Source organism: Paracoccaceae bacterium Fryx2, assembly GCA_032334235.1.
In the GTDB taxonomy this organism is placed as follows: Bacteria; Pseudomonadota; Alphaproteobacteria; order Rhodobacterales; family Rhodobacteraceae; genus JAVSGI01.
On the sequence record JAVSGI010000005.1, the window covers coordinates 2,775,953 to 2,797,618 of the forward strand.

At 64.1% G+C, this 21,666-nt stretch carries 18 protein-coding genes, 7 pseudogenes and 1 riboswitch; of the genes and pseudogenes, 11 read left to right on the plus strand and 14 right to left on the minus strand.

The window, feature by feature from the left end; genetic code table 11:
- Genes RNZ50_22590 through RNZ50_22600 form a run of 3 tightly spaced genes read left to right on the plus strand, consistent with a single transcriptional unit; the run spans nucleotide 1 to nucleotide 4,026 of the window.
- Nucleotides 1-1,662, plus strand: coding sequence for an ABC transporter ATP-binding protein (locus RNZ50_22590; protein ID MDT8857773.1), 1,662 nt, complete (start codon nucleotides 1-3; stop codon nucleotides 1,660-1,662).
- A 34-nt stretch (nucleotides 1,663-1,696) separates the two neighbouring features.
- A complete protein-coding gene (locus RNZ50_22595; protein ID MDT8857774.1) occupies nucleotides 1,697-2,896 on the plus strand; it encodes a M20 aminoacylase family protein in 1,200 nt (399 codons plus the stop codon).
- On the plus strand, nucleotides 2,893-4,026 hold the full coding sequence (locus RNZ50_22600) for a M20/M25/M40 family metallo-hydrolase (GenBank protein ID MDT8857775.1): 1,134 nt from the start codon (nucleotides 2,893-2,895) through the stop codon (nucleotides 4,024-4,026). Before RNZ50_22595 ends, RNZ50_22600 begins: the two co-directional genes overlap by 4 nt.
- Before the next feature lie 600 nt (nucleotides 4,027-4,626).
- Here RNZ50_22600 and RNZ50_22605 read toward each other — a convergent pair.
- A pseudogene (locus tag RNZ50_22605) lies at nucleotides 4,627-5,733 on the minus strand (IS256 family transposase).
- Nucleotides 5,734-6,163: 430 nt separating this feature from the next.
- Between RNZ50_22605 and RNZ50_22610 the strand changes: the two are divergent.
- Nucleotides 6,164-6,370, plus strand: a pseudogene (locus RNZ50_22610) (transposase).
- Nucleotides 6,371-6,532: 162 nt separating this feature from the next.
- A pseudogene (locus tag RNZ50_22615) lies at nucleotides 6,533-6,709 on the plus strand (IS21 family transposase).
- A 172-nt stretch (nucleotides 6,710-6,881) separates the two neighbouring features.
- Here RNZ50_22615 and RNZ50_22620 read toward each other — a convergent pair.
- Both RNZ50_22620 and RNZ50_22625 read right to left on the minus strand, forming a co-directional pair.
- The gene (locus tag RNZ50_22620) at nucleotides 6,882-8,165 is read right to left on the minus strand and encodes an FAD-binding oxidoreductase (protein MDT8857776.1); all 1,284 of its coding nucleotides are present in this window, start codon (nucleotides 8,163-8,165) and stop codon (nucleotides 6,882-6,884) included.
- Between the two features lie 16 nt (nucleotides 8,166-8,181).
- The gene (locus RNZ50_22625) at nucleotides 8,182-8,760 is read right to left on the minus strand and encodes a helix-turn-helix domain-containing protein (protein MDT8857777.1); all 579 of its coding nucleotides are present in this window, start codon (nucleotides 8,758-8,760) and stop codon (nucleotides 8,182-8,184) included.
- Nucleotides 8,761-8,912: 152 nt separating this feature from the next.
- Between RNZ50_22625 and RNZ50_22630 the strand changes: the two genes are divergently transcribed.
- The 3 genes from RNZ50_22630 to RNZ50_22640 are packed head-to-tail and all read left to right on the plus strand — an operon-like array spanning nucleotide 8,913 to nucleotide 11,110.
- Nucleotides 8,913-9,674, plus strand: coding sequence for an ABC transporter substrate-binding protein (locus tag RNZ50_22630; GenBank protein ID MDT8857778.1), 762 nt, complete (start codon nucleotides 8,913-8,915; stop codon nucleotides 9,672-9,674).
- A 51-nt stretch (nucleotides 9,675-9,725) separates the two neighbouring features.
- Nucleotides 9,726-10,379 (plus strand): amino acid ABC transporter permease, encoded by a 654-nt coding sequence (locus RNZ50_22635; GenBank protein ID MDT8857779.1) that lies wholly within the window; start codon nucleotides 9,726-9,728, stop codon nucleotides 10,377-10,379.
- On the plus strand, nucleotides 10,376-11,110 hold the full coding sequence (locus RNZ50_22640) for an amino acid ABC transporter ATP-binding protein (GenBank protein ID MDT8857780.1): 735 nt from the start codon (nucleotides 10,376-10,378) through the stop codon (nucleotides 11,108-11,110). The genes RNZ50_22635 and RNZ50_22640 overlap by 4 nt, the downstream gene beginning before the upstream one ends.
- A gap of 156 nt (nucleotides 11,111-11,266) precedes the next feature.
- Here RNZ50_22640 and RNZ50_22645 read toward each other — a convergent pair.
- The 3 genes and pseudogenes from RNZ50_22645 to RNZ50_22655 all read right to left on the minus strand — a co-directional run bounded on the left by RNZ50_22645 (nucleotide 11,267) and on the right by RNZ50_22655 (nucleotide 13,137).
- Nucleotides 11,267-11,674: pseudogene (locus RNZ50_22645) on the minus strand (transposase).
- A 76-nt stretch (nucleotides 11,675-11,750) separates the two neighbouring features.
- Nucleotides 11,751-12,901, minus strand: a pseudogene (locus RNZ50_22650) (IS3 family transposase).
- 77 nt (nucleotides 12,902-12,978) lie between these two features.
- The gene (locus tag RNZ50_22655; GenBank protein ID MDT8857781.1) at nucleotides 12,979-13,137 is read right to left on the minus strand and encodes a hypothetical protein; all 159 of its coding nucleotides are present in this window, start codon (nucleotides 13,135-13,137) and stop codon (nucleotides 12,979-12,981) included.
- A 76-nt stretch (nucleotides 13,138-13,213) separates the two neighbouring features.
- Here RNZ50_22655 and RNZ50_22660 point away from each other — a divergent pair, with 76 nt between their 5' ends.
- Together RNZ50_22660 and istB are read left to right on the plus strand one after the other, a co-directional pair.
- Complete coding sequence (locus tag RNZ50_22660; protein MDT8857782.1) at nucleotides 13,214-13,789, plus strand: hypothetical protein; 576 nt, start codon at nucleotides 13,214-13,216, stop codon at nucleotides 13,787-13,789.
- 35 nt (nucleotides 13,790-13,824) lie between these two features.
- Nucleotides 13,825-14,439, plus strand: a pseudogene (istB, locus tag RNZ50_22665) (IS21-like element helper ATPase IstB).
- Nucleotides 14,440-14,456: 17 nt separating this feature from the next.
- Here istB and RNZ50_22670 read toward each other — a convergent pair.
- Nucleotides 14,457-15,479, minus strand: coding sequence for an IS30 family transposase (locus RNZ50_22670; protein MDT8857783.1), 1,023 nt, complete (start codon nucleotides 15,477-15,479; stop codon nucleotides 14,457-14,459).
- 302 nt (nucleotides 15,480-15,781) lie between these two features.
- Here RNZ50_22670 and RNZ50_22675 point away from each other — a divergent pair.
- A pseudogene (locus RNZ50_22675) lies at nucleotides 15,782-16,909 on the plus strand (IS66 family transposase).
- A 101-nt stretch (nucleotides 16,910-17,010) separates the two neighbouring features.
- Here RNZ50_22675 and RNZ50_22680 read toward each other — a convergent pair.
- The 7 genes from RNZ50_22680 to RNZ50_22710 all read right to left on the minus strand — a co-directional run bounded on the left by RNZ50_22680 (nucleotide 17,011) and on the right by RNZ50_22710 (nucleotide 21,655).
- On the minus strand, nucleotides 17,011-17,775 hold the full coding sequence (locus RNZ50_22680) for a 3-oxoacyl-ACP reductase (protein ID MDT8857784.1): 765 nt from the start codon (nucleotides 17,773-17,775) through the stop codon (nucleotides 17,011-17,013).
- The gene (gene thiD / locus RNZ50_22685) at nucleotides 17,772-18,578 is read right to left on the minus strand and encodes a bifunctional hydroxymethylpyrimidine kinase/phosphomethylpyrimidine kinase (protein ID MDT8857785.1); all 807 of its coding nucleotides are present in this window, start codon (nucleotides 18,576-18,578) and stop codon (nucleotides 17,772-17,774) included. The genes RNZ50_22680 and thiD overlap by 4 nt, the downstream gene beginning before the upstream one ends.
- Entirely contained in the window at nucleotides 18,575-19,186 is a 612-nt protein-coding gene (gene thiE / locus RNZ50_22690; protein MDT8857786.1) for a thiamine phosphate synthase, read from the minus strand. The genes thiD and thiE overlap by 4 nt, the downstream gene beginning before the upstream one ends.
- On the minus strand, nucleotides 19,183-19,971 hold the full coding sequence (gene thiM, locus RNZ50_22695) for a hydroxyethylthiazole kinase (GenBank protein MDT8857787.1): 789 nt from the start codon (nucleotides 19,969-19,971) through the stop codon (nucleotides 19,183-19,185). Before thiM ends, thiE begins: the two co-directional genes overlap by 4 nt.
- Before the next feature lie 64 nt (nucleotides 19,972-20,035).
- Nucleotides 20,036-20,131: riboswitch (TPP riboswitch) on the minus strand.
- A gap of 211 nt (nucleotides 20,132-20,342) precedes the next feature.
- Nucleotides 20,343-20,597 carry a hypothetical protein gene (locus RNZ50_22700; protein ID MDT8857788.1) on the minus strand — a complete coding sequence of 85 codons (255 nt, stop codon included), beginning with the start codon at nucleotides 20,595-20,597 and terminating at the stop codon, nucleotides 20,343-20,345.
- Nucleotides 20,594-21,268: a D-Ala-D-Ala carboxypeptidase family metallohydrolase gene (locus RNZ50_22705; GenBank protein ID MDT8857789.1), complete on the minus strand. Its 675-nt coding sequence runs from the start codon at nucleotides 21,266-21,268 to the stop codon at nucleotides 20,594-20,596. Before RNZ50_22705 ends, RNZ50_22700 begins: the two co-directional genes overlap by 4 nt.
- A gap of 78 nt (nucleotides 21,269-21,346) precedes the next feature.
- Nucleotides 21,347-21,655 carry a hypothetical protein gene (locus tag RNZ50_22710; protein ID MDT8857790.1) on the minus strand — a complete coding sequence of 103 codons (309 nt, stop codon included), beginning with the start codon at nucleotides 21,653-21,655 and terminating at the stop codon, nucleotides 21,347-21,349.
- Between the last annotated feature and the right edge of the window lie 11 nt (nucleotides 21,656-21,666).

Here is a 21,666-nt window from a genome sequence, read left to right on the forward strand (position 1 = left end):
ATGCTGTTCAAGACACGCAATTTCGACGATGCAAGGACGATCCTGACGGTGGAAGACCTGACCGTCAGCCTGCCCGCCGCCGCCAAGGCACCCCCAGTCCTGAACCGGATCAACCTGACAATCCGTCAGGGGGAAACCGTCTGTCTCGTGGGTGAATCCGGCTCTGGAAAATCCGTGACCTCGCTGGCGATAATGGGGCTTCTTCCCAAGGGCGCGCTGTTCGTGACGGGTGGCAAGATCACCCTGTCGGACACCGATCTGCTGACGCAGTCGCCCTCTGCGATGCAGGACATCCGCGCACGCCGCGTGGCGATGATCTTTCAGGAACCGATGACCGCCCTCAACCCGGTGATGCGCGTCGGTGACCAGATCGAAGAGGTTCTGGAAAGTCACACCAGCCTTTCAGCCACAGAACGCCGCGCTCGTGTGATCGACATCATGCAACAGGTGCATCTGCCCGATGTGGACCGCATCCACCGCAGCTATCCGCATCAACTGTCAGGTGGGCAGCGCCAGCGGATCATGATCGCCATGGCGCTGGTGTTGGAGCCGGAACTGCTGATCGCCGATGAGCCGACCACGGCGCTGGACGTAACCACGCAGCAGCAGATCCTGTCGCTGATTGCCGAATTGCAGGAAAAGCACGGCACGGCGGTTCTTTTCATCACGCATGACATGGGCGTCGTGGCCGAGATCGCCGATACCGTCTATGTGATGAAATCGGGAGATCTGGTGGAACATGCGCCGATTGAAACCCTGCTGCGCGCGCCCCGGGAAGACTATACGCAGAAACTGCTGCGCGCGGTGCCCAGCCTGATCCCGCGCGCGCCACGCGCTGCCCCCGGCGGAGATCCGGTGCTGGAGGTGAACAACCTGTACATGATCTATGGCGGCGGCGGAGTCTTTGTCCGGCGCGCCGGCACCCATGCGGCCAAGGATGTGACCTTCACGGTCGCTCGCGGTCGCACGCTGGGGATCGTGGGGGAATCCGGCTCGGGCAAATCCACGGTGGCGCGGTGCATCATGCGGTTGATCGCGCCCACGGCGGGGGCGATCCGGCTGCGCGACACCGATATCGCCCATCTGTCACGCGCGCAGCTGAAACCGCATCGGCGCTACTTGCAGGTGGTGTTTCAGGACCCGTTCCGATCGCTCAACCCACGCTGGACGGTGGGACGCAGCCTGATCGAGGGCCCGGTGAACTATGGCACAGCACGGGCACAGGCCATGGCGCGGGCCGCCGAACTGATGGACATCGTGGGCCTGCCGCGCGACAGCCTCGACCGCTATCCGCACCAGTTTTCCGGTGGGCAGCGCCAAAGGATCGCGATTGCGCGCGCGGTGATGATGCAGCCCGACGTGCTGGTTGCCGACGAGGCTGTTTCGGCGCTCGATGTGTCGGTGCAGGCGCAAGTTCTGGACCTGCTCAATGACCTTCAAGAAAAGCTGGGCATTACCATCGTCTTCATCACCCATGACCTGCGGGTCGCTGCCCAGATCTGCGACGATGTCCTGGTGATGCAGCGCGGCGTCGTGGTCGAACAAGGGCCCGCCGCCGCCGTTCTGGCCAACCCGCAACACGAGTACACGATATCCCTGATCGAGGCGGCGCCGGGCCGCGCCTGGGATTTTGCCAACTTTCGGGAAGCGGGCGCTGCCTGATCCCGCCCGACACCAGACGACCGAGGAGAAAGACATGAATATTCTGCCCGTGATCGATGCCAGCACGGAAGAGCTGCTCGCGATCTTCAAGGACCTGCACGCCCATCCCGAAATCGGGCTGGAAGAGCAGCGCACCGCGGCGATCGTGGCCGAAAAGCTGCGCAGCTTTGGTGTGGATGAGGTCCATACCGGGCTCGGCATCACCGGGGTGGTCGGCCTGATCTATGGGCGCGGCGGCAAGAACGCGGGCGGCAAGCGTGTGGGGGTGCGCGCCGATATGGACGCCCTGCCGATCCACGAGCAGACGAACCTGCCATACTCCTCGAAAAATACCGGAAAGATGCACGCCTGCGGCCATGACAGCCACACGACCATGCTGCTGGGCGCGGCCAAGCATCTGGCGGCCACGCGCAATTTCGATGGCACCGCCGTGATGATCTTCCAACCCGCCGAAGAAGGGTTGGGCGGCGCGCGCGGGATGCTGGCCGATGGCCTGTTCAAGCGTTTCCCCTGCGACGAAATCTATGGGATGCACAACTCGCCCAATGGTGAGCCGGGCACCGTGGGCATCTGCAAGGGGGCCGCGATGGCGGGGGCCGCATTCTTCGACATCACCGTGACGGGCAAGGGCAGCCACGCCGCGATGCCGCAGCAGTCGCGCGATGCGCTCGTCATCGCCTCGGCGCTTGTCGGGCAGCTTCAAACCATCGTCAGCCGCAACGTGGCCCCCTTGGATACCTGCGTGCTGTCGGTGACGCAGATCCACGCAGGCAGCGCCTATAACGTGGTGCCGGAAGTCGCGCATCTGTGCGGCACGATCCGCTATTTCAAGGACGAGGTGTATGCCATCGCGGAAACCCGGATGAAGGAAATCTGCGCCGGTTTCGGTGCCGCCTTCGGGGCCGAGATCAAGGTCGATCTGCGGAACGTCTTTGATGTGCTGATGAACGACAACGATCTCTCGGATGCCTACATGGACGCCGCCCGCGACATCGTCGGCGAAGAGATGATCAGCCGCAACGACGAACCCGCCACCGGGTCTGAGGATTTTGCCGACATGCTCAAGGTCGTGCCCGGTGCCTACTGCCGCGTGGGGCACACCGGCAATGTGCCGCTGCACAATCCTGGTTTCGTTCTGGGAACCGAGCTGCTGCCCGTCGGGGCCTCGATCATGGCGCGGGTGGTGGAACGCCGCCTGTCCCCGCCCGAAACCCTGGTGGAGGCTGCCGCATGAACCCGCTTGATCTGACCTTTGATGCCGATGACATGGTCGAACGCCTGCGCCCGTGGATCGAATGCGAAAGCCCGACCTATGACGCGGATGCCGTCAACCGAATGATGGACCTCGCCGCTTACGACCTGACCATGGCCGGTGCCGTGGTCGAAAGCATTCCCGGTCGCATGGGCTTTGGTGGCTCCGTGCGCGCACGCTTCCCGCATCCCGATTTTGGCAAGCCCGGCATCCTGATCGCGGGCCATATGGACACGGTTCATCCCATGGGCACGCTGGAAAAACTGCCCTTCAGACGGGAGGGGGACATCTGCTATGGCCCGGGTATCATGGACATGAAGGGCGGCAACTTCGTCAGCCTTGAGGCGATCAAAGCGCTGGCGAATGCGGGATTGCAGACACGCCTTCCGGTCACGGTGCTCTTTACCCCGGACGAGGAGGTCGGAACCCCTTCCACCCGTGACCTGATCGAATCCGAGGCCGCCAAAAACAAATACGTCCTGATCCCGGAACCTGCCAAACAAGATGGCGGTGCCGTGATCGGCCGCTATGCGATTGCCCGGTTCAACCTGCGGACTTTGGGCCGTCCCAGCCATGCCGGATGGGCACTGGCCGACGGCCGGTCCGCGATTGCGGCCATGGCGAAAAAAATCCTGCAGATCGAGGCGATGACCAGTGACGATTGCACCTTCTCGGTCGGGGTGATCCATGCGGGGCAATGGGTGAACTGCGTGTCCTCAAGCTGCGACGCGCAGGCCCTGACCATGGCCAAGACGCAAGAGGACCTTGATCGCGGTGTCGCCGCGATGATGGCCATGCAAGGCGAAGAAAACGGCGTCAGTTTTGAAGTGACTCGCGGCGTGACCCGGCCAGTATGGGAGCCGGACCAGCCCGGCACGATGGCAATGTTCGACGTCGCCAGGGACATCTGCACCGAACTGGGCTTTGAGCTGACGGGTGCCAGCTCGGGCGGTGGGTCGGATGGCAATTTCACCGGCTTCCTGGGCATCCCCACGCTCGATTCCATCGGAGTGCGCGGCAAGGGACTGCATACGCTGAGCGAATATATCGAGGTGTCCAGTTTGCCCGAACGTGCCAAGTTGACAGCGGCGCTGTTGATGCGGCTGGGATAGCGGCGCTCTCCTTGTCTGAGATACTCCCCGACTCTTGGACAGATTTCCGGCTGAGTTAAGCTACGGCCTGCACCTGGTCGTGTCGCGAATGCTGTGGAAATTCCCTGGCGGTGTGGTCCGGGCATGTGAAGGTTCGGTTTCTCAGGCGGCTGCGTCAAGAGGTATCGGGTCGAGGGGCTGGGAAAGCGTCTCCCAGCCGTCGACCTTGCGCATGTTCAGCGACAACCATCTTGGCCGGTGCCGACAACCACCTTGGCCGGTGGGGCTGAACGGAAGACGGGCATGCCCGTCTGGAGGGCAGCCCCACCGGCCTGATTGATTTCGGGGAAGGTGCTGGTCGCTGCGGGTTGGTAAGCCGGGTTCCTCTGCCGTCAAACGGAGGATCCGGGTTGGCCTACAAACCCATCACCGACCAGCAATTGAGATTATACATGTCCGACCTCCGATATCACAGTCAGCGCACGTCGGCCGCCCGCGCCGGGTTCAGTGAGCGCACGGCCCGACGGTTCGATGCCAATCCGACGCTGCCCTCGAACCGCAAGATTGTTCACGGGCGCACGGTGGCCGATCCCCTCGAGGGTTATTGGGAGGGCGACATCCTTCGGCGCAGGGCAGCACGGTCTGGGTCTTGACGCGGCGACGGAACTCCTCGTTCAGCCGTTCGATGGCGTTGGTGGTCCGGGCCGACTTCCATTGCGAGGGATCGAGGCGGGTGAAGCTGAAGAGCCGGTCCCCTGCTTCTTCAAGGCTGTCGGCAACGGCCTTGCACTTGAGCTGCCACTTGCGCAGGAATGCCTTGCGGCGGGTCTCGATCCCGGCGGCGGTGTCGGCGCAGATCATGTCGCGGTAGTCCTCGGTCAGCTCGTCGTGCAGGTGCCTGGGCGCGTGCGCCAGCAGGTTTCGGTGCTTGTGGACCGTGCAGCGCCGGATCGGCAGAGCCTCGCCCCAGAGCGCGACCAGAGCGGCTTCAAGCCCGGGAGCGCCATCGACGATGACGAATTCGGGCCGCTTCAGACCGCGGGCATCAAGGTCGTCGAGGAACTGGCGCCAGGCAGATGTGCTCTCTCCGCCCATGTTCTTGATGGATAACAATACCTTCTGCCCGTCGCGGCGGATGCCGATCGCCGCCAGCACCGAGATGTTGGTGGCCTTGCGGTCCAGCCGGGTCCGGATCACGGTGCCGTCGAGGATCAGCCGGACGATGTCCTCGTCGGCCAGGCTGCGGGCCGACCAGGCATCCCAATCCACCTTCACCTTGCGCCAGGCCCGGCTGACCACATCCTTGCTGACGGCGCCCTCGAACAGCCCGAACAGCGCCCGCTTGACGCGCCGGGTGTTGGTCCCGGCAAGATAGACCGCCGCGATCAGCGCCTCGGCCTTCTTCGTCAGCCGCTGGTAGCGCGGCAGCGCCTTCGAGCGCCATTCCTTAGCCTTGCCGTCCTCGTCCTCGACCCGGGCGCGGGGCACGCGCACCGTTTCGGTGCCGAAGGTGCCGGTCAGCTGCCGCTCGCGGTGCCCGTGGCGATAGCCCTTCGCCTTCTCGTCGCCGCGACCGTAGCGCATGCGGCCGAGAAACTCGGCCAGTTCCTCTTCAAACATGGTCTCGATGGTCGCGCGGACGCTTGCCCGCAGGCGCTCCTCGATCGGGTCATACCCGGTCGTGTCGGGCAGTAGCGAAAAGGCCGAGCTGTCGGTAATGTCGTTCATGGCGTGATCTCCCTGGCGGTTGGCGCCGCCGGCTGGGTGGGTTTCAGTTCACCCGGAGATTACGCCGCCTTCAAATTTCCACCACTCCCGCGACACCACCAACCACCGTCGTCTCGCCGACTCGCCACGTAGCAGGCGGCTGCTGTCTCCGCCGCCGTTGAGCTGTTCGATAAGATTCTGCCCGAAGGATCCCCGGCGTCGCGGACGAACCCGGCCCGCAAGATCCCAATCGTGGCGTTTATGCCGGACCGATGGTTGACACCCGCATCGTCCGGAGGGGCGTTGATGACGTGACCGCCCGATCGGCAGTATGCGCCGTCTCCGCCCCATCGATTTCGCCGGTTTCCCAAGGGTTGATCTGGAGGCGAGTCGTAACCCTTCGCCGAGAGCCGCCTTTTTGCCCTGATAATGGCGGCGTAAATCCGGCTCTATGTCCGAGCACAGATACAGACCCGAAGTCGAGATCCTTTCCGTGACCGAAACCGGCCGACGCCGGCGTTGGGCGGATGATGAAAAAGTTCGCATTGTCGAGGAGAGTTTCGGCGCCCGCGGGGGCGTTGCCGAGACGGCCCGTCGGCATGGTATTGGCCGCACGCTGCTGGTGCGTTGGCGCCGCCAGTATCGTGAAGGGCAGTTGACGGGAGCCGGGTCGCGCCCGCGGTTCATCCCCCTGATCGCGCCTGGTCCTGAGGCCCCCGTGGTTCCGGCCGCCCCGGCGTCAGTCCCAGCACAGGGTTCGCCCCGGATGGTGGACATCACGCTGGTGAACGGTCAGCGCCTGTCTGTGGCGGTCTCGGTTGCCTATGCCGACCGGATCGTCATCCGGCAGGATGGGGTGGTGGTCGCAGAACATCCCCGCGCCTTTGGTCGGGGTCAGATGGTCTATGATCCGTGGCACTATGTGCCTGTTCTGGTGCGCAAACCTGGTGCCCTGCACAATGGTGCCTCGTTCAGGGACTGGGTGCTGCCGCAGGCCATCCCCGGCGCCATTCTCGCCATTCCGCTGAACTCCATGCTGGCCATCTGCTGTCCAGCTTCGACTCGACCCGCTTCGTCGCCGTCCTGATGGCCGATCAGGTCCCCCGCAGGGCAGATCCGAAGCCTGCCCTGTATGGGACCTGACCCTCGGGCCGGTTGGCGGGGAACAGTCAGCCGTCCCGCCAGCGAGACCAAGCAACTGTCGCGGCCACCACGGGCTTGCGCAGGAAATGGAATGGGATCTCCCTGACGGGCGAGACCGGGAAGTCCACGCCAGCCTCGGGAACGCCCTGGGCCAGGTCCGCCAGCAGCTTGCCCAGCACGGAGGCCATGGCGACGCCCCGGCCATTGTAGCCGGCCGCCCCCCAGACCCCGTCCCCGATACGCATGAGATGGGGGTAGTGGTCCGCGGTCATCGCAACGAACCCGCCCCATTTGAAGGTCCATTCCGCCTCGGAGAGCTGCGGGAACAGCCGCCGGCTCGCTTCCCGGAGCAGCGAGAACTGTTTTTCCGTCCCGCCCTCGGTGTAGTCGCCGCGCCCGCCCATGACGAAACGCCCCTGAGGGTCGAGACGGAAGTAGAGCAGGAGCCGACGGCTGTCGGAGGCCGAATGACCGCCGGGCAGGATTGACTTGCGAATGTTGTCGCTGAGTGGGGCGGTGGCCACCTGCACCGAACGGATCGGCACGAGACTGCGGGCGATCCGGGGGGCGAAGGGGCCGGAATAGCCGTTGGTGCAGACCAGCACCGTCTTGGCGCTCAGCCTGCCGTTCGGGGTGTGGATCACATGGGTCGCGTCCACCTGCTGCATGCGGAGCGCGGGGCTATGACCATGCAGCTGCGCCCCGGCCTTCTTGGCTGCCCAGGCAAGGCCGAGCGCGTAGTTCAGCGGATGCAGGTTGCCGCCGCGCGGGTCGATCATCCCGCCGAGATAGGCGTCGGTGCCGACAAGGTCTGCGGTCTCGCGCTTTGAGAGCAGTCGCAGGGGAGCGCCGCGCCGCTGCCATTGCGAGACACGCCTGCTGACCGTGGCCAGCGCCTCGTCGTTGTGGACCGGCTGGATCCATCCCGGCTGCTGTGCGGCGCAGTCGATCCCTAGCCGCCGGATCAGGTCGAAGACGAAATCCCCCGCGCCGCCCGACAGCCGCACCATGCGACCGCCCAGATCGGCGCCGAACTTCGCATCGATGGCATCCGGGTCTTCCTTCAGGCCGGGGTTCACCTGACCGCCGTTGCGCCCCGAAGCGCCCCAGCCGGGCATCTCCGCCTCCAGCAGGGTGACGGCAACGCCGGCCTCGGCCAGATGTAGCGCCGCCGAGAGGCCGGTGAACCCGCCGCCGATCACCGCGACCTCCGTCTCCTGGGCACCCGTCAGAGCAGGGCAGGCCGGGGCCAGGTTGGCGGTCGCCGTCCAAAGGGACTGGGCGATATAGGGCTTTTCGTTCTCGATCATCCTGCTTCCTTCGCGATCAATAGACGGCCGGGGTCACGACCCACAAGGCAACGGTATCGATGCTGCCCACACACCAGAACCGGATCAGCGCCGTTGCCGGGAAGGCAAAGGAGTCGCCCTCGGCGATCTCGAAGAGTGCGCCGTCCACCTCGAGCCCCAGAACGCCGGACAGCACCGTTCCGCATTTCGCCCCGGTCTCGTGGTGGTAAGGCGTCTCCCCGGTGGAGCCTCCGGGCCGGATCACCAGCCGCATCATCTGGATGCCGGTGACCTCGTCGGGGGTCATCAGCTCCTTGCGCATTCCCTTGGCCCCGAGATCGAGGATGCGGCGCTGGTGGGTGCGGACCACGACCGGATCGTGGTCGCGGGTGTTCTGCTCGAAGAGCCAGCTGACGGGCATCTCCAGCGCCTGGCAGATCGCGCCGAGCGAGCGGACAGACGGCATCGTGATGCCGCGCTCGATCTGGCTGAGCAGCCCGATGGAGACTTCGGCCCGGGCCGAGACGTCCTTCAGCGAGAGGCCGCGTACCTGTCGCCGGCGGCGCATCCGGGCACCGATCAGGGATGCATCGCTCTCCGTGGCCGTTTCGCTCATTCTCGCCAACCTTCGATCATTTCGTTGACATCCTGCATTATCTTCTACCAAAGTGAAATACATGATCTGACATTTCATTTTTACTACACCGGATCACCTGAAATCATCGCGGCCTCGCGGCCGCTGTCGTAGCAGAAAAGGGCACGGAAAGCATGAAACTCGTCCTGTTGATGAAGCGCAGCTTGGCGCCTGCGATCCTGGCCACGATGCTTGGAAGCGCGGCCATGGGCCAGACCACCTATGCCGTCGGCTCCACGCCCTCGGGCGTGCCCTTCACCTTCCTTGATGTGGCCACCAACCAGATCGACGGCGTGATGGTGGACATCATCGAAGCCGTGGGCGAGGCCGAAGGCTTCACCCCGGAGGTGATGGCGACGCAGTGGAGCGCGCTGATCCCGTCGCTGACCAGCAACAAGATCGATATCATCGCCGCCGCGATGTATGCGACCGAAGAGCGTGCCAAGGTGGTGGCCTTCAGCGACACCGTCTATTCCTACGGCGAGGGCCTGTTCGTCGCGGCCTCCGACGAGACGGCCTACAAGGGCCTCGAGGACCTGAAGGGCAAGACCGTCGGGGTTCAGGTGGGCACGGCCTATGTCACCCCGCTGCAGGAGACCGGCTTCTTCTCCGAAGTGAGGGTCTACGACACCATCGCCGACATCATGCGCGACGTCTCGCTCGGCCGGATCGACGGCGGGTTCGGCGACCGGCCGATCGTCGCCTACCAGCTCTCCAAGGGCGCGTCGGCAGAGGTGCGGCTGGTGCCCGAGTATGAATCGACGATCATGGGCGATGTCGCCATCGCCGTGCGTCAGGACGATCCGGAGCTTCTGGCGAAGATCAACAGCGGTCTGGCGAAGGTGAAGGAGTCCGGCATGCTGGACGAGATCGTGAAGAAATGGGGCATCGAATAAGCGACACGGGGCGGCATCCCGGTGCCGCCCGCCGACCTGACCGGAGCTGCCATGATCGACTTTTTCACCAGAGCTGAATCCTATCTGCCGGTGCTGATGGAGGGCGTCTGGCTGACCCTGCTCGTCACGGTCCTGTCGCTGCTCCTCAGCACGGTTCTGGGGCTGTTCTGGGCCTTGCTCAGCCGGTCGAAAAGCGCGATCCTGCGCGGCATCAGCACCACCTTCATCACCGTGATCCGCGGCATCCCGATCATCGTGCAGCTTTTCTACATCTACTTCGTGCTTCCCGGGATCGGCATCAACCTGACCGCGCTGCAGGCCGGGATCATCGGCATCGGCGTGGCCTACTCCGCCTATCAGGCCGAAAACTTCCGCGCCGGGATCGAGGCGGTCGACAAGGGCCAGATCGAGGCGGCGCAGTCGATCGGGATGAACGATGCCCTCGTGATGCGGCGGGTCATCCTGCCCCAGGCGTTCAAGATCTCGCTGCCGCCCTTCGGCAATACCATGATCATGATGCTGAAGGACTCCTCCCTCGTCTCGACGATCACGGTGGCGGAGCTGACGCGTCAGGGCCAACTGATCGCCGCCTCGACCTTCGACAACATGACGGTCTTCACCTTGGTCGCGCTGATCTATCTGGCGATGGCGCTGCCTCTCACCTTCTTCGCCCGCTGGCTCGAGAAGAGATACAGGAAAGCATGATCACCGTTCAGGACATCCACAAGTCATACGGCATCATCGAGGTCATCAAGGGGGTGAGCTTCGACGTGAAGATGGGCGAGGTGGTCTGCATTATCGGTCCGTCCGGTTCGGGCAAGTCGACCATCCTGCGCTGCATCAACGGGCTGGAGACCCATCAGATGGGCGAGATAAGGATCGACGGCGATCTCGTCGATCCTGCGGACAGGTCGATCATCGGCATCCGCCAGAAGGTGTCGATGGTGTTCCAGCGGTTCAACTTGTTCCCGCACCGCACCGTGCTTGAGAACGTGATGGAGGGGCCGGTCCATGTGAAGCACATGCGCCGCAGCGAGGCGCGCAATCTGGCCGCGGAATACCTGACCAAGGTCGGCCTCGAGGCGAAGCTGGACACCTATCCCGACAAGCTGTCCGGCGGCCAGCAGCAGCGCGTGGCCATCGCCCGCGCGCTGGCGATGCAGCCCGAGGCGATCCTGTTCGACGAGCCTACCTCGGCGCTCGATCCCGAACTGGTGGGCGAAGTGCTGAAGGTCATGCGCGATGTCGCTCTGGAGGGGATGACCATGGTTGTGGTGACGCACGAGATGGGATTTGCGCGGGAGGTGGCGGATCGGGTGCTGTTTCTGGAAGGCGGCCGGATCGTCGAGCAGGGCCCGCCCGAGGAGATCCTGCGCGCGCCGAAGGAAGCCCGGACCCAGGACTTCCTGCACCGGGTGATCAATCCCCTCGACTAGGCCGCCCCTTTCCGTTGCCATGCTGTAGGGCTTTGATGATGGGTTGGGTAGCCCCTCCTGACGGCACTTATGTGCCACAGTGATCCAGACAGGATCAGGAGGAACCGGCCATGAAAGAAGTCTCGATCATGGTGATGAACGAAAAGAAGCTTGAACCTGCCGAGCCAGATGGCCGTCGAATTGCTTGAACAACGCTTCCACCATGCCCGCCCGCGCCAGCGCCTCGCGATAGAGCCAGACGGTCTTGGCGTCGGGAACGCGGTCCTCCAGCCCAAGGCCAAGGAACCGCATGAACGCCAGCCGGTCGCGCACCTGATATTCGATCTGGTCGTCGGACAGGTTGTAGAGCGCGCTCAGAACCAGCGTCTTGAACATCACGACTACATCCCAAGGCTTGCGCCCGGCGCGTGACTTACGTTCCGCATCCGGCTTGCGCCAAACCCGCTCCAACGTCGGGCGGAACTGCTCCCACGGCACGACAGCGTCGATCTCGACCAATGGGTCCCTATTGGCATCCAGGCTCGCGTAGCGATCTGAAAGATCAAAGAAACCCATCTGCGCCATCATCATACCCAACCCTGCGGAACGCCTCCGGCATTATACCGCACCGGCAGGGGCAGGGCAATTTTTCGAGGTGCCCTTAAGCTACTGCCTGCACCTGCTGATCGGTTTGGGTTGCGTTGAAGTAGACCACGGCGGGCGGTTGACCGCCATGGGCGGCATGGGGCCGCTGGTGATTGTAAAAAGTGATCCAGCGTCCGACGCCAGCCCGGGCCTGTGACCCGGCTTCCCAGGCGTGCAGATAGACGCATTCATACTTCAGGGACCGCCAAAGGCGCTCGATGAAGATGTTGTCCAGATACCGGGCTTTACCGTCCATCGAGATCTTGGTCTTTGCCCGCTTCAGCCGGTCAGTCCAGTCGAAGGACGTGAACTGCGATCCCTGATCCGTGTTCATGATCTCGGGCGCGCCGAACTTGTGGATCGCCTCGTTCAGCGCCGCGACGCAGAACTCAGCCTCCAGCGTGTTGCAGATGCGCCAGGCCAGCACCTTCCGGGTAAACCAGTCCATGATGGCGACCAGATACAGAAAGCCTTTCCGCATCGGCAAATAGGTGATGTCGGCACACCAGACCTGGTTGGGCCTGTCGATCCGCAGCCCGCCCAGCAGATATGGATAGGTCTTGTGCCCCTTCGCAGGCTTGCTGGTGTTGGGTTTCTGGTAGATCGGCATCAACCGCATAAGGCGCATCAGCCGCCGGATGCGCTTTTCGTTCACGGCATGGCCTTCATTCTGCAAATGCCACGTCATCTGTCGGACACCATAGAACGGCGTGTCCAGGAACTGCTTGTCGACCAGCAACATGAGGTCAAGGTTCATCGCCGTCTCACCCTGCGGCGTGTATTAGAACGACGACCGCGAGATCGAGAGCAACTGGCACTGCGCCCCGACCGATAGCTTGGGATGGGTTCTTTCAATCATGTCACGCCTCACTTCCCGGTCCAGGGCTTGAGCTTTCGTGACAAAAAATCGTTGGCGACCGCCAGCTTTCCGATCTTTGCATGCAGATCACGGACCGTTTCCTCGGCAATCTCGGCAGTGGCCGCAGCCTGACCGCCACGCTCGAAAATGCCAGCGGCACCTTCCAGCAGGGCCTTCTTCCATTGATGGATCATCGTCGGATGGCCCTCGTAAGCGGCCGCCAATTCCGACACCGTGCGCTCGCCCTTCAGCGCCTCCAACGCAACACGCGCCTTGAACGCTGCGTCATGGTTCCTGCGTTTCGACATGTTCTGATCTCCTCGTCCTGGGGATCAGCAGACCTCAGATCGTAGCTTCCGTCACTGTCCGATTTTCGGGGGGTAGCTCACAGAACCGTCACCTCAAGAAAGCCATCGAACAGGCGCTGATCCTGCGCGGCAGCCGCGACTTCGCCAGCATCGAGGACTACCGGCGTTTCGTCGACATTGTGGTGGCGCGGCGCAACCGGCAGCGGGCGGCGGCCATTCAGGCGGAACAGGCGCATCTGAAGCCCCTGCCGCCCCGGCGCACCGTCGAACCGGAGGTTCGCCTCCGGCGAAACCGACTTCCCCGAGACGGTCGTGCCAGTCACCCGCACCGGCGGCTTTCTGGTCAAGAGCATCTTCTACAGCGCCCCGTCGCAGCTGATCGGGCAGCGCTTGCGGGTCCACCTCTACGACGATCGCCTCGAGGCCTTTCTCGGCAGCACTCTGGTCGTTAGCCATACAAGGGCGCGTGGTCGCGGCGATGGCCATCGCGTGCATGTCATCAACTACCACGTTTCGCCGGAGGCGAACCTCCGGTTCGACGTCATCCATGCCCTGCGGCGCAAGCCGCAGGCCCTGTGGAGTTCGATCTACCGCGACAGCCTGTTCCCGCGAACCGAATACGCTGAGGCCTGGAAGGTGCTGCAGCGCGATCTGCCCCGCCGCGACGCCTGCCGCCGGATGGTCGACCTGCTGTTCATCGCCCACGACCGGGCCTGCGAGGCGGAACTGGCACATCTCCTGGCGGACGATCTCGACGCCGGCCGGGTGCCGGACCCTGACCTGCTGACGCTCCGCCTGAGCCCCAAGCAAACGGCGCTGCCGACAGATGTCGCCGTCGCCCATCCCTCGCTCGACAGCTTCGATGCCCTTCTGGGAGCCTGCGCATGACCTCCCGCGAGATCGACATCCACACGCTGCCCAGCATGCTGACCGCGCTGCGCCTGCCCAGCTTCCACAAGCTTTGGGCCGACATCGCCACCCGTGCCGACACCGAAGGCTGGCCTGCCGCCCGCTTCCTGGCCGTCCTTGCGGAATACGAACTGGCTGAGCGCGACATGCGCCGCATTCAGCGCCACATGAACGAGGCACAGCTACCGGCTGGCAAGACGCTGGCGACCTTCGACTTCAAGGCGCTGCCAACCCTGCCGCGCGCCCGGGTGGAAGCTCTGGCGGCCGGCGACTGGCTGGAGGGTGGCGGCAATCTGATCGCCATCGGCAATTCCGGCACGGGCAAAACGCACATTCTCTGCGCGATAGGCCATGCCCTGATCGAGCGGGGACACCGCGTGTTCTATACCCGCACCAGCGATCTGGTGCAGCGACTTCAGGCCGCCCGCCGCGATCTGGTGCTCGAAGCCGCGCTCGCCAAGCTCGACAAGTTCGACCTGATCATCCTCGACGACATCACCTACGCCCACAAGGATCAGGCCGAGACAGGCGTGCTCTTCGAGCTGATCGCCCGGCGCTACGAATACCGCAGCATCGCCATCGCCGCCAACCAGCCCTTCAGCGGCTGGGACCAGATCTTCCCCGACAAGGCCATGACCGGGCGGATTCAAATTGCAAGTGCAACGGCTTCATTGAAGGCGGCCATTTCTTCGGCCATGGCTTCGGCGGGTGTTTTCCAACCGAGGGTTTTTCTGGGGCGGTTGTTCATCAGGGCTGCGACGTCGTTGAGCCAGGTTTGGCTGGCATCGCTGAGATCGGTGCCTTTGGGCATGAACTGGCGCAAGAGGCCGTTGGTGTTCTCGTTGCTGCCGCGCTGCCAGGGGGCATGCGGATCGCAGAACCAGATATCGATCTTCAGTCGGCGGGCAAGTTCCGGGTGGCAGGCCATTTCCGACCCACGATCATAAGTCATGCTTTTGCGAAGCGCTGCTGGCAGCCGCTTCATCTGCCGGGTGAAGCTGTCGAGAACCGCCTCGGCCCCATTTCCATTCATTTTGCATAGAACGACGAAGCGGGTCTTGCGCTCAACCAAAGTGCCCACCGAGGAACGATTGAAGGCGCCCTTGATCAAGTCACCTTCCCAGTGGCCGGGTACCAGCCGCGCCTCGATTTCCTCAGGTCGGTTGATAATCCGCAATGTTTCCGGGACCATGGCGCTTCCCGCCAGCGTCGTGCGCCGCCGCCCGCGCACAGGTTTTGCCTGGCGCAGCGCCTCGATCATTGCCGCCTTCAGGCCGCCACGCGGCTGGGCATAGATCGCGGCGTAGATGGTCTCGTGGCTGACGCGGGCAGCAGGGTCATCGGGATGCATGAGCCGCAGTCTGTGCGCAATCTGCTCGGGAGACCAGCGCCGATGAACAAGATGGCTGTGCACGAAGCGATGGGTCGCGTCGCCTTCGATCAGCTTGCGAGCGCGCCGACATCGCGTCCGGCGAACGTCGTAAACCAGCCGCGCCAATTGAGGGCAATAGGTGCCATCGTCCTGACGACCCCGCACCAGTTCCCGGCAAATCGTGCTCGCCGACCGGTCAAGAAGCATCCCGATCGCCTGCTGGCTGCTGCCCCGGTTATGTTCGGCGAGTATCACGCCACGTTCCTCGCTGCTGAGGTGCTTGCTTCGTCTGTCCATCGCAACATCCTATGCCCAAAAGGGCGGCGGTGTTGCACTTGCAACTTGAGCCTAAGCCGTCACCGCCATCGACCGGCTGGTTCATCACGCGACGATCCTGGAGATGAATACCGAAAGCTTCCGCCAGCGCGCGGCCGCCTCCAACAAGGAGGCGCGAGCAGACCGCCAGCGACAACCATCGCCGACAACCAGGACAAAGGAGAAGGCTGAGCGAAAAACAATTCCAGATACGCCAACCCGGCGGCTCAAAAACCGGACAAGGTGGTTGTCGGCAAGGGACAAGATGGTTGACGCGCTACACGCAGTGCCGTGTGATCGTGACGGTCCGCCCCAAATACGCCTGTCGCACCTGCACCGACGGGGTCACACAAGCACCGACGCCCGCGTGGCTGATCGAGGGCGGGCTGCCCACCGAAGGCGCCATCGCACATGTGCTGGTCAGCAAATACGCGGACCATCTTCCGTTATATCGTCAGAGCCAGATCCTGGCCCGCTCTGGCATCGACATCCACCGTTCCACGCTGGCGGATTGGGTTGGTGTGGCGGCTTTCCACCTTGGCCCCGTCGTGGACAGGCTGGCCGAGCACCTGAAGGCGTCCACGAAGCTGTTCATGGACGAAACCACGGCGCCGGTCCTCGATCCGGGCCGTGGGCGCACGAAAACCGGCTTTCTATGGGCGCTTGCCCGCGATGATCGGTCATGGGGCGGCGATGATCCCCCCGGGGTCGTCTATTTCTATGCTCCCGATCGCCGCGGGGAGAATGCCGAGAAATTCCTGGCCGGGTTCAACGGCACACTGCAACTCGATGGCTATCAGGGCTACAATCGGCTGACGCGGCCGGACCGCAAGAACGGCCATCCGATCATTGTCGCGCATTGCTGGGCGCACGCCCGCCGCAAACTCAACGAAGTCTTCGACCGCGATGGCTCGGAAATCGCAGCCGAGGGTCTGCGCCGGATTGCCGAAATCTATGCCGTCGAGAAAGATATCCGCGGCACGTCCCCGGGCCAGCGCCTCTCGGCCCGACGGGCCCGATCCGCCCCTCTGGTCGAAGCCTTCGGCACTTGGCTGCAAGCGCAACGCCTGCGCATCTCGGCCAAATCACGCCTCGGGGAGAAGCTCGCCTACATCCACCGCCACTGGGACGGCCTTCAAACATTCCTGACGGACGGCCGCGTCGAGATCGACTCCAACAAGGTCGAGAATTTGGTCAGACCAATTGCTCTAAACAGAAAGAACGCGTTGTTCGCCGGTCATGACGAGGGTGGCAAGGCATGGGGCCGCATCGCATCCCTGATCGAGACCGCCAAGATCAACAATGTCGAACCGTTCGCCTATCTCAGGGCTACGCTCGAAGCCATCGCGGCCGGACATCCGCAACACCGCATCGACGAGTTGCTTCCCTGGAACTTCCAGCCGTCAAGCTGAAACCCCAGTGCCTTCCAGACACCGCTTACACATATTCTGGGCATCTGAAAATCCGGAGGTCGCAGGGTTCCGTCCCTGCCGATGGAACCCTGAGATGTTCATTATCCGAACACCAGCCCACCATCGACGATCAGGTTCTGCCCGGTCACAGCTCGTGCCCAGGGCGATGCAAAGAACATCACCGCATCGGCCATGTCGTCAAGCGTGGTCACCCGCCCCAAGGGGGTTTGCGCGGCAATGATGTCGAACACCGCATCGGGTGTGGCGGCACTGGCATCGGTGGTCCGCAACAGCCCGCCCGACACCATGTTCACCGTGATGCCCATCGGCCCCAGTTCTTTGGCGGCCGTGCGGGTAAAGGCCAGCAGCGCCCCCTTGGCGGCGGTATAATCGTGATAGGGCACGACGGGGTTTTGCATCAGGTTGGTGCCGATCGTGATGATCCGGCCAAACCCTTGTGCCGCGCAGTGGCCCTGCATCGCTGCTATGCAGTTCAGCGCGCCCCCCACCGATGTTTCCGTCTGCCGCGCGATCTCCGCCCAACACAACCTGTCCAGATGGGTGCGCGCATCGCCGTTGAAGGCGAAATCCGCCAGCGCGTTGTGGACCAGCACGTCCGGGGCGCCAAGGCGGTCGGTGATCTGACCCACCATCGCAGCAACCTGCACAGGGTCGGTCACATCTGCACAGAACGCGGCGGCACGCGGGCCAAGGTCGGCGGCCAGTGCTTCCGCCGCTGCCTGGCTGTTGCGGTAGTTGATGGCGACCCGTGCGCCCTCTCGGTGAAAGGCGCGGGCGATGGCGGCGCCAAGGCCCCGGCCAGCGCCGGTGACAAGAACGGTCAGATCAGGGATGGCACGCGTCATGGATTTGGTCCTTTGAATAGATCGTGAAAGTGGTGGGTCGGGCCGTGACCGGTGCCCACCGTGAGCGCATCGGCGGTTGCGATGGCGCGGGCGACATAGACCTTGGCGCGCGCTGCTGCCTCGGGCAGGGGCACGCCGATGCCAAGATATGTGGCCAGCGCAGACGACAGGGTGCAGCCGGTGCCGTGGGTCTTGCGGGTCGCAACGCGGGACCCGGTCAGCCACGTCTGGCCCGCAGCATCGGCCAGCAGATCGGGGCAATCGTCGCCAAGCAGATGGCCACCCTTCAGGAGCACCGCCTTTGCACCAAGCGCCAGAAGGGCATGCGCTTGGCGTTCCATTTCATCGCGGGTCGTAGCCTCGGGAATGCCCAGCAGGTCGGCGGCTTCGGGCAGGTTGGGGGTGATGATCGCTGCCATGGGCAGCGCCGCGCGCAACGCGAAAACCGCCTCGGCCAGCAACAGCCGGTCCCCGCCTTTGGCAACCATCACCGGATCGAGCACGACAGGTGCGGTAAGCCCGGACAATCCAGCAACGACCGCGCCGATGATCCCTGTATCGCCCAGCATCCCGATCTTGACCGCGTCCACACGGATGTCGGCGCGGATCGCGGCAATCTGTGCTGCCACGAAATCTGGCGCGACCATTTGCACGGCTGTCACGCCTTGGGTGTTCTGCGCTGTCAGGGCGGTGATCACGGCCATGGCATAGCCACCATTGGCAGAAATCGCCTTGATATCGGCCTGTATCCCCGCGCCGCCCGAAGGGTCAGAGCCTGCAATCGACAGGATGTTGGGGATCATGCCGTCCCCCATTCTGTCAGCAGAGCCCGGGTTGCAGCCTCAGGGTCTGCAGCACGGGTCACGGCGCTGACCACCGCCATGCCGATTGCCCCGGTGGCTCGCACAGCGGCCGCATCACCAGGCTTCAGGCCACCGATGGCATAAGCAGGCAGGGAGGTCGCCGCAACGATCTGCGCCAGACCGTCAAAGCCGATGGGGGTGGCGTGATCGGGCTTGGTCGGTGTGGCGCGCACCGGCCCTGCGCCGATGTAATCAACACCCGGCGGGATCAGGCGGGCCTGCGCGACCGTCTCGATGGACAGGCCAAGGATCATGTCGGGGGGCATCCGCTGGCGAATTGCTGCTGCATCGCCATCGCCCTGACCAATGTGCAACCCATGGGCACTTATGGCCAGCGCAACCTCGACCCTGTCGTTCACGATCAGCCGCGCACCAAGGGCCGCCATTTCCGGCAAAAGAAGCCGGACGAGGGCGGCCAGATCGTCGTCTGACGAGGTCTTGTCGCGCAGTTGCACCCACGCCGCCCCACCCCGTGCCGCGGCGCGCGCCTGTTCGGCCACGGACAGGGCTGCGCAGGGGTCGGTGATCACGTAAATTGGCCCTTTCATGCGCGGCTGACCCGTGAGCCTGCGGTCACCTCCTGCGGTGACAGGGTGTAAAGCGCGTCCAGAAACGCCACCTGAAAACTGCCGGGACCATGCGCAATGGCCGCCGCACGCTCGCCCGCCAGCCCGAAATAGGCCAAGGCTGCCACAGTCGCGGGCAGGGCGGGTTGACCGACCAGAAACGCAGCGATCACCCCGTTCAGCGAACAACCCAAGGCCGTCACGCGCGGCATCAGCGCATCACCATTGGCCACGCGAAACGCCTGAACCCCATCGGTGATATAGTCCACCGGGCCAGACACCGCGACCACCGCACCACAGCGTGCCGCAAGGTAGCGCGCGCCAGCCTCGGCGGCGGCCACCGGGTCGGCACTGTCCGCCCCACGCCCTGCGCCGCCCAACCCCGCCAGCGCCAGAATCTCGGACGCGTTGCCGCGAATGACCGTTGGCCGCAGCGCGATCAGCCGCGCGCAGACATCGCGACGAAACTGCGTGGCCCCGACGCCGACCGGGTCCAGCACCCAGGGCCTGCCCGCCGCACCCATCGCCTCCGCAGCCATCTCCATCGCCTCGGCCCAAGCCGCGTCCAGCGTGCCGATGTTCACGCTCAGCGCCTGAGCGAGGCGCGCAAACTCCACCACCTCTTCGCGGGCATGCACCATGGCAGGCGATGCCCCCGCAGCCAGAGCTACGTTGGCGGCGATGTTCATGGCCACATAGTTGGTGATCTGATGCACAAGAGGCGCAGTCGCCCGCATCTGTGCAAGATTGCTTCCAGTATCGTCCATATGGCTCCTTCGCTGCACGCAAGGGGCCAGTGGCGGGCACCGTGTGGCCATCACAGGCCGAAGGGGGGCACCTACCGCAGACTCCCTACGCCAGCATGATCTGGTTCAGGTTCAAAGGGTGCTTCTCAGCCCGGGTACCCGGACGCCCCTGTCGCAGAAGCACAAAACGTCAATCCAAGACCGACGTCAAGGCAGGTGCGTGAGATCGGACAGTGCTTCACCGGCAGGCGCGCGCCTGATCGCGCAGGACGGCGTAGTCGCTAAGCATCTGGAGCACTGTCGCGCCTTCCGGCAGGGTCATAATTTCGGTTGCAGTGCGTGCCTGATCAGCGGTCGTGTATTCGACCACCGGAGGGCATGGTGACGCTGCGTTAGAACCGGCCATTGCGCAGCCGGTCAGCCAGAGCATCGCGATCAGCGGGGCGGCGGCTGGCGGCGTCCAGCATCTGGCGTTGGATTTCATGAGTTCTCTCCGATCTTGAAAGGCGTTCTGCCAACCGCCCGGCGCGTTCACCGGCGCGGCGAAGGTTCAGCAGGAACAGGACGATGGTGATTGCTGTCAGCAGCAGGCCCAGCGCCTTGCGCGCCGGGCCGCTGGCGAGGATAGCGGTGATCCAGCCGATCATCGCTGGCCTCGCTTCCAGTCGTCGATCCGGGCGTGGATCGCGACAGCGACGCCGATAAGGGCTACGGCGATGAACACCCAGCGCAAGGTGTCCAGATGCGGCACCAAGGGCAGGATGGCGGATTGGGTTTCCGCTAGAACCTCCTGTGCGACTTCAACACCTGCTGCACCGATAGTAGCGATGCCTGCTGCCCCGCCGCCCTTCAGGGTGCGGCTGTCGGCCAGTACCTCGCGTGCAGGTGCTACCTCAGGCGCGAAGGGCGAGGCGCGGACAGCGAAGGGTTCGCCCCAGGACCGCGCAGGCCCGAGATCGATGTGCATGAAACCCGAACGGGGGTAGGTGCCAAAGCCAAGCAAGCCGACGGCGCGGGCAGCCTCCATGAATGCGACCGGATCGTGGTTGGACATCGCGATGTCAAACGCCGTGCCCAGCATGTGCTTGGAGGCCGGGGCCCCACCGACGGCGCGGTTGTGGATGGGACTGCGATAGCCAGAGCGGACGATTAGCGGCTTGCCGAGGCGGTTGCGCAGGGACTGCAACTTGTCCATGGCCTCGATGTTAATCTTGATCGCGCCGGTGCCGCGGCAGGCGATCTCGGCCGGGGAAAAACTGGGCCAGCGCCAGGCAGATTCAGGCACGTCGCGGAAATGGGTATAGGTCGTGGTTGGCATGGTGGGTCTCCAGAAATGCAAAACCCGCCTCTGGGGCGGGTCGGGTGGGTCTTTCGGCGTTGGAATGGGTGTCGTCGGTCAGTCGGTGCGACCGCGCTGGAATGCCTGAAACATCAGATCCCGAATGGCGCGGATGTCGGGCTCAATGCGCTCCAGCCGGTCAGCATCGGTCTTGCGATCCTCGGCACGCTGCTTGTCGATGCGGTCGCGTTCCGCCAGCAGCTCGCGGTCCATCCGGACCAGCATCGCATCATTCGTGAAGGCGCGGCGCGTAACGGCTGCCAAGAGCGCGATGAAACCGCCGATCAGCGCGGTGATGGCGGCGGTCAGTCCGTTGTCGCGGAAGGCCGCGCCGACCTCCTGCAACAGGGTGGTTCGTTCTGTCATGATGATTTCCC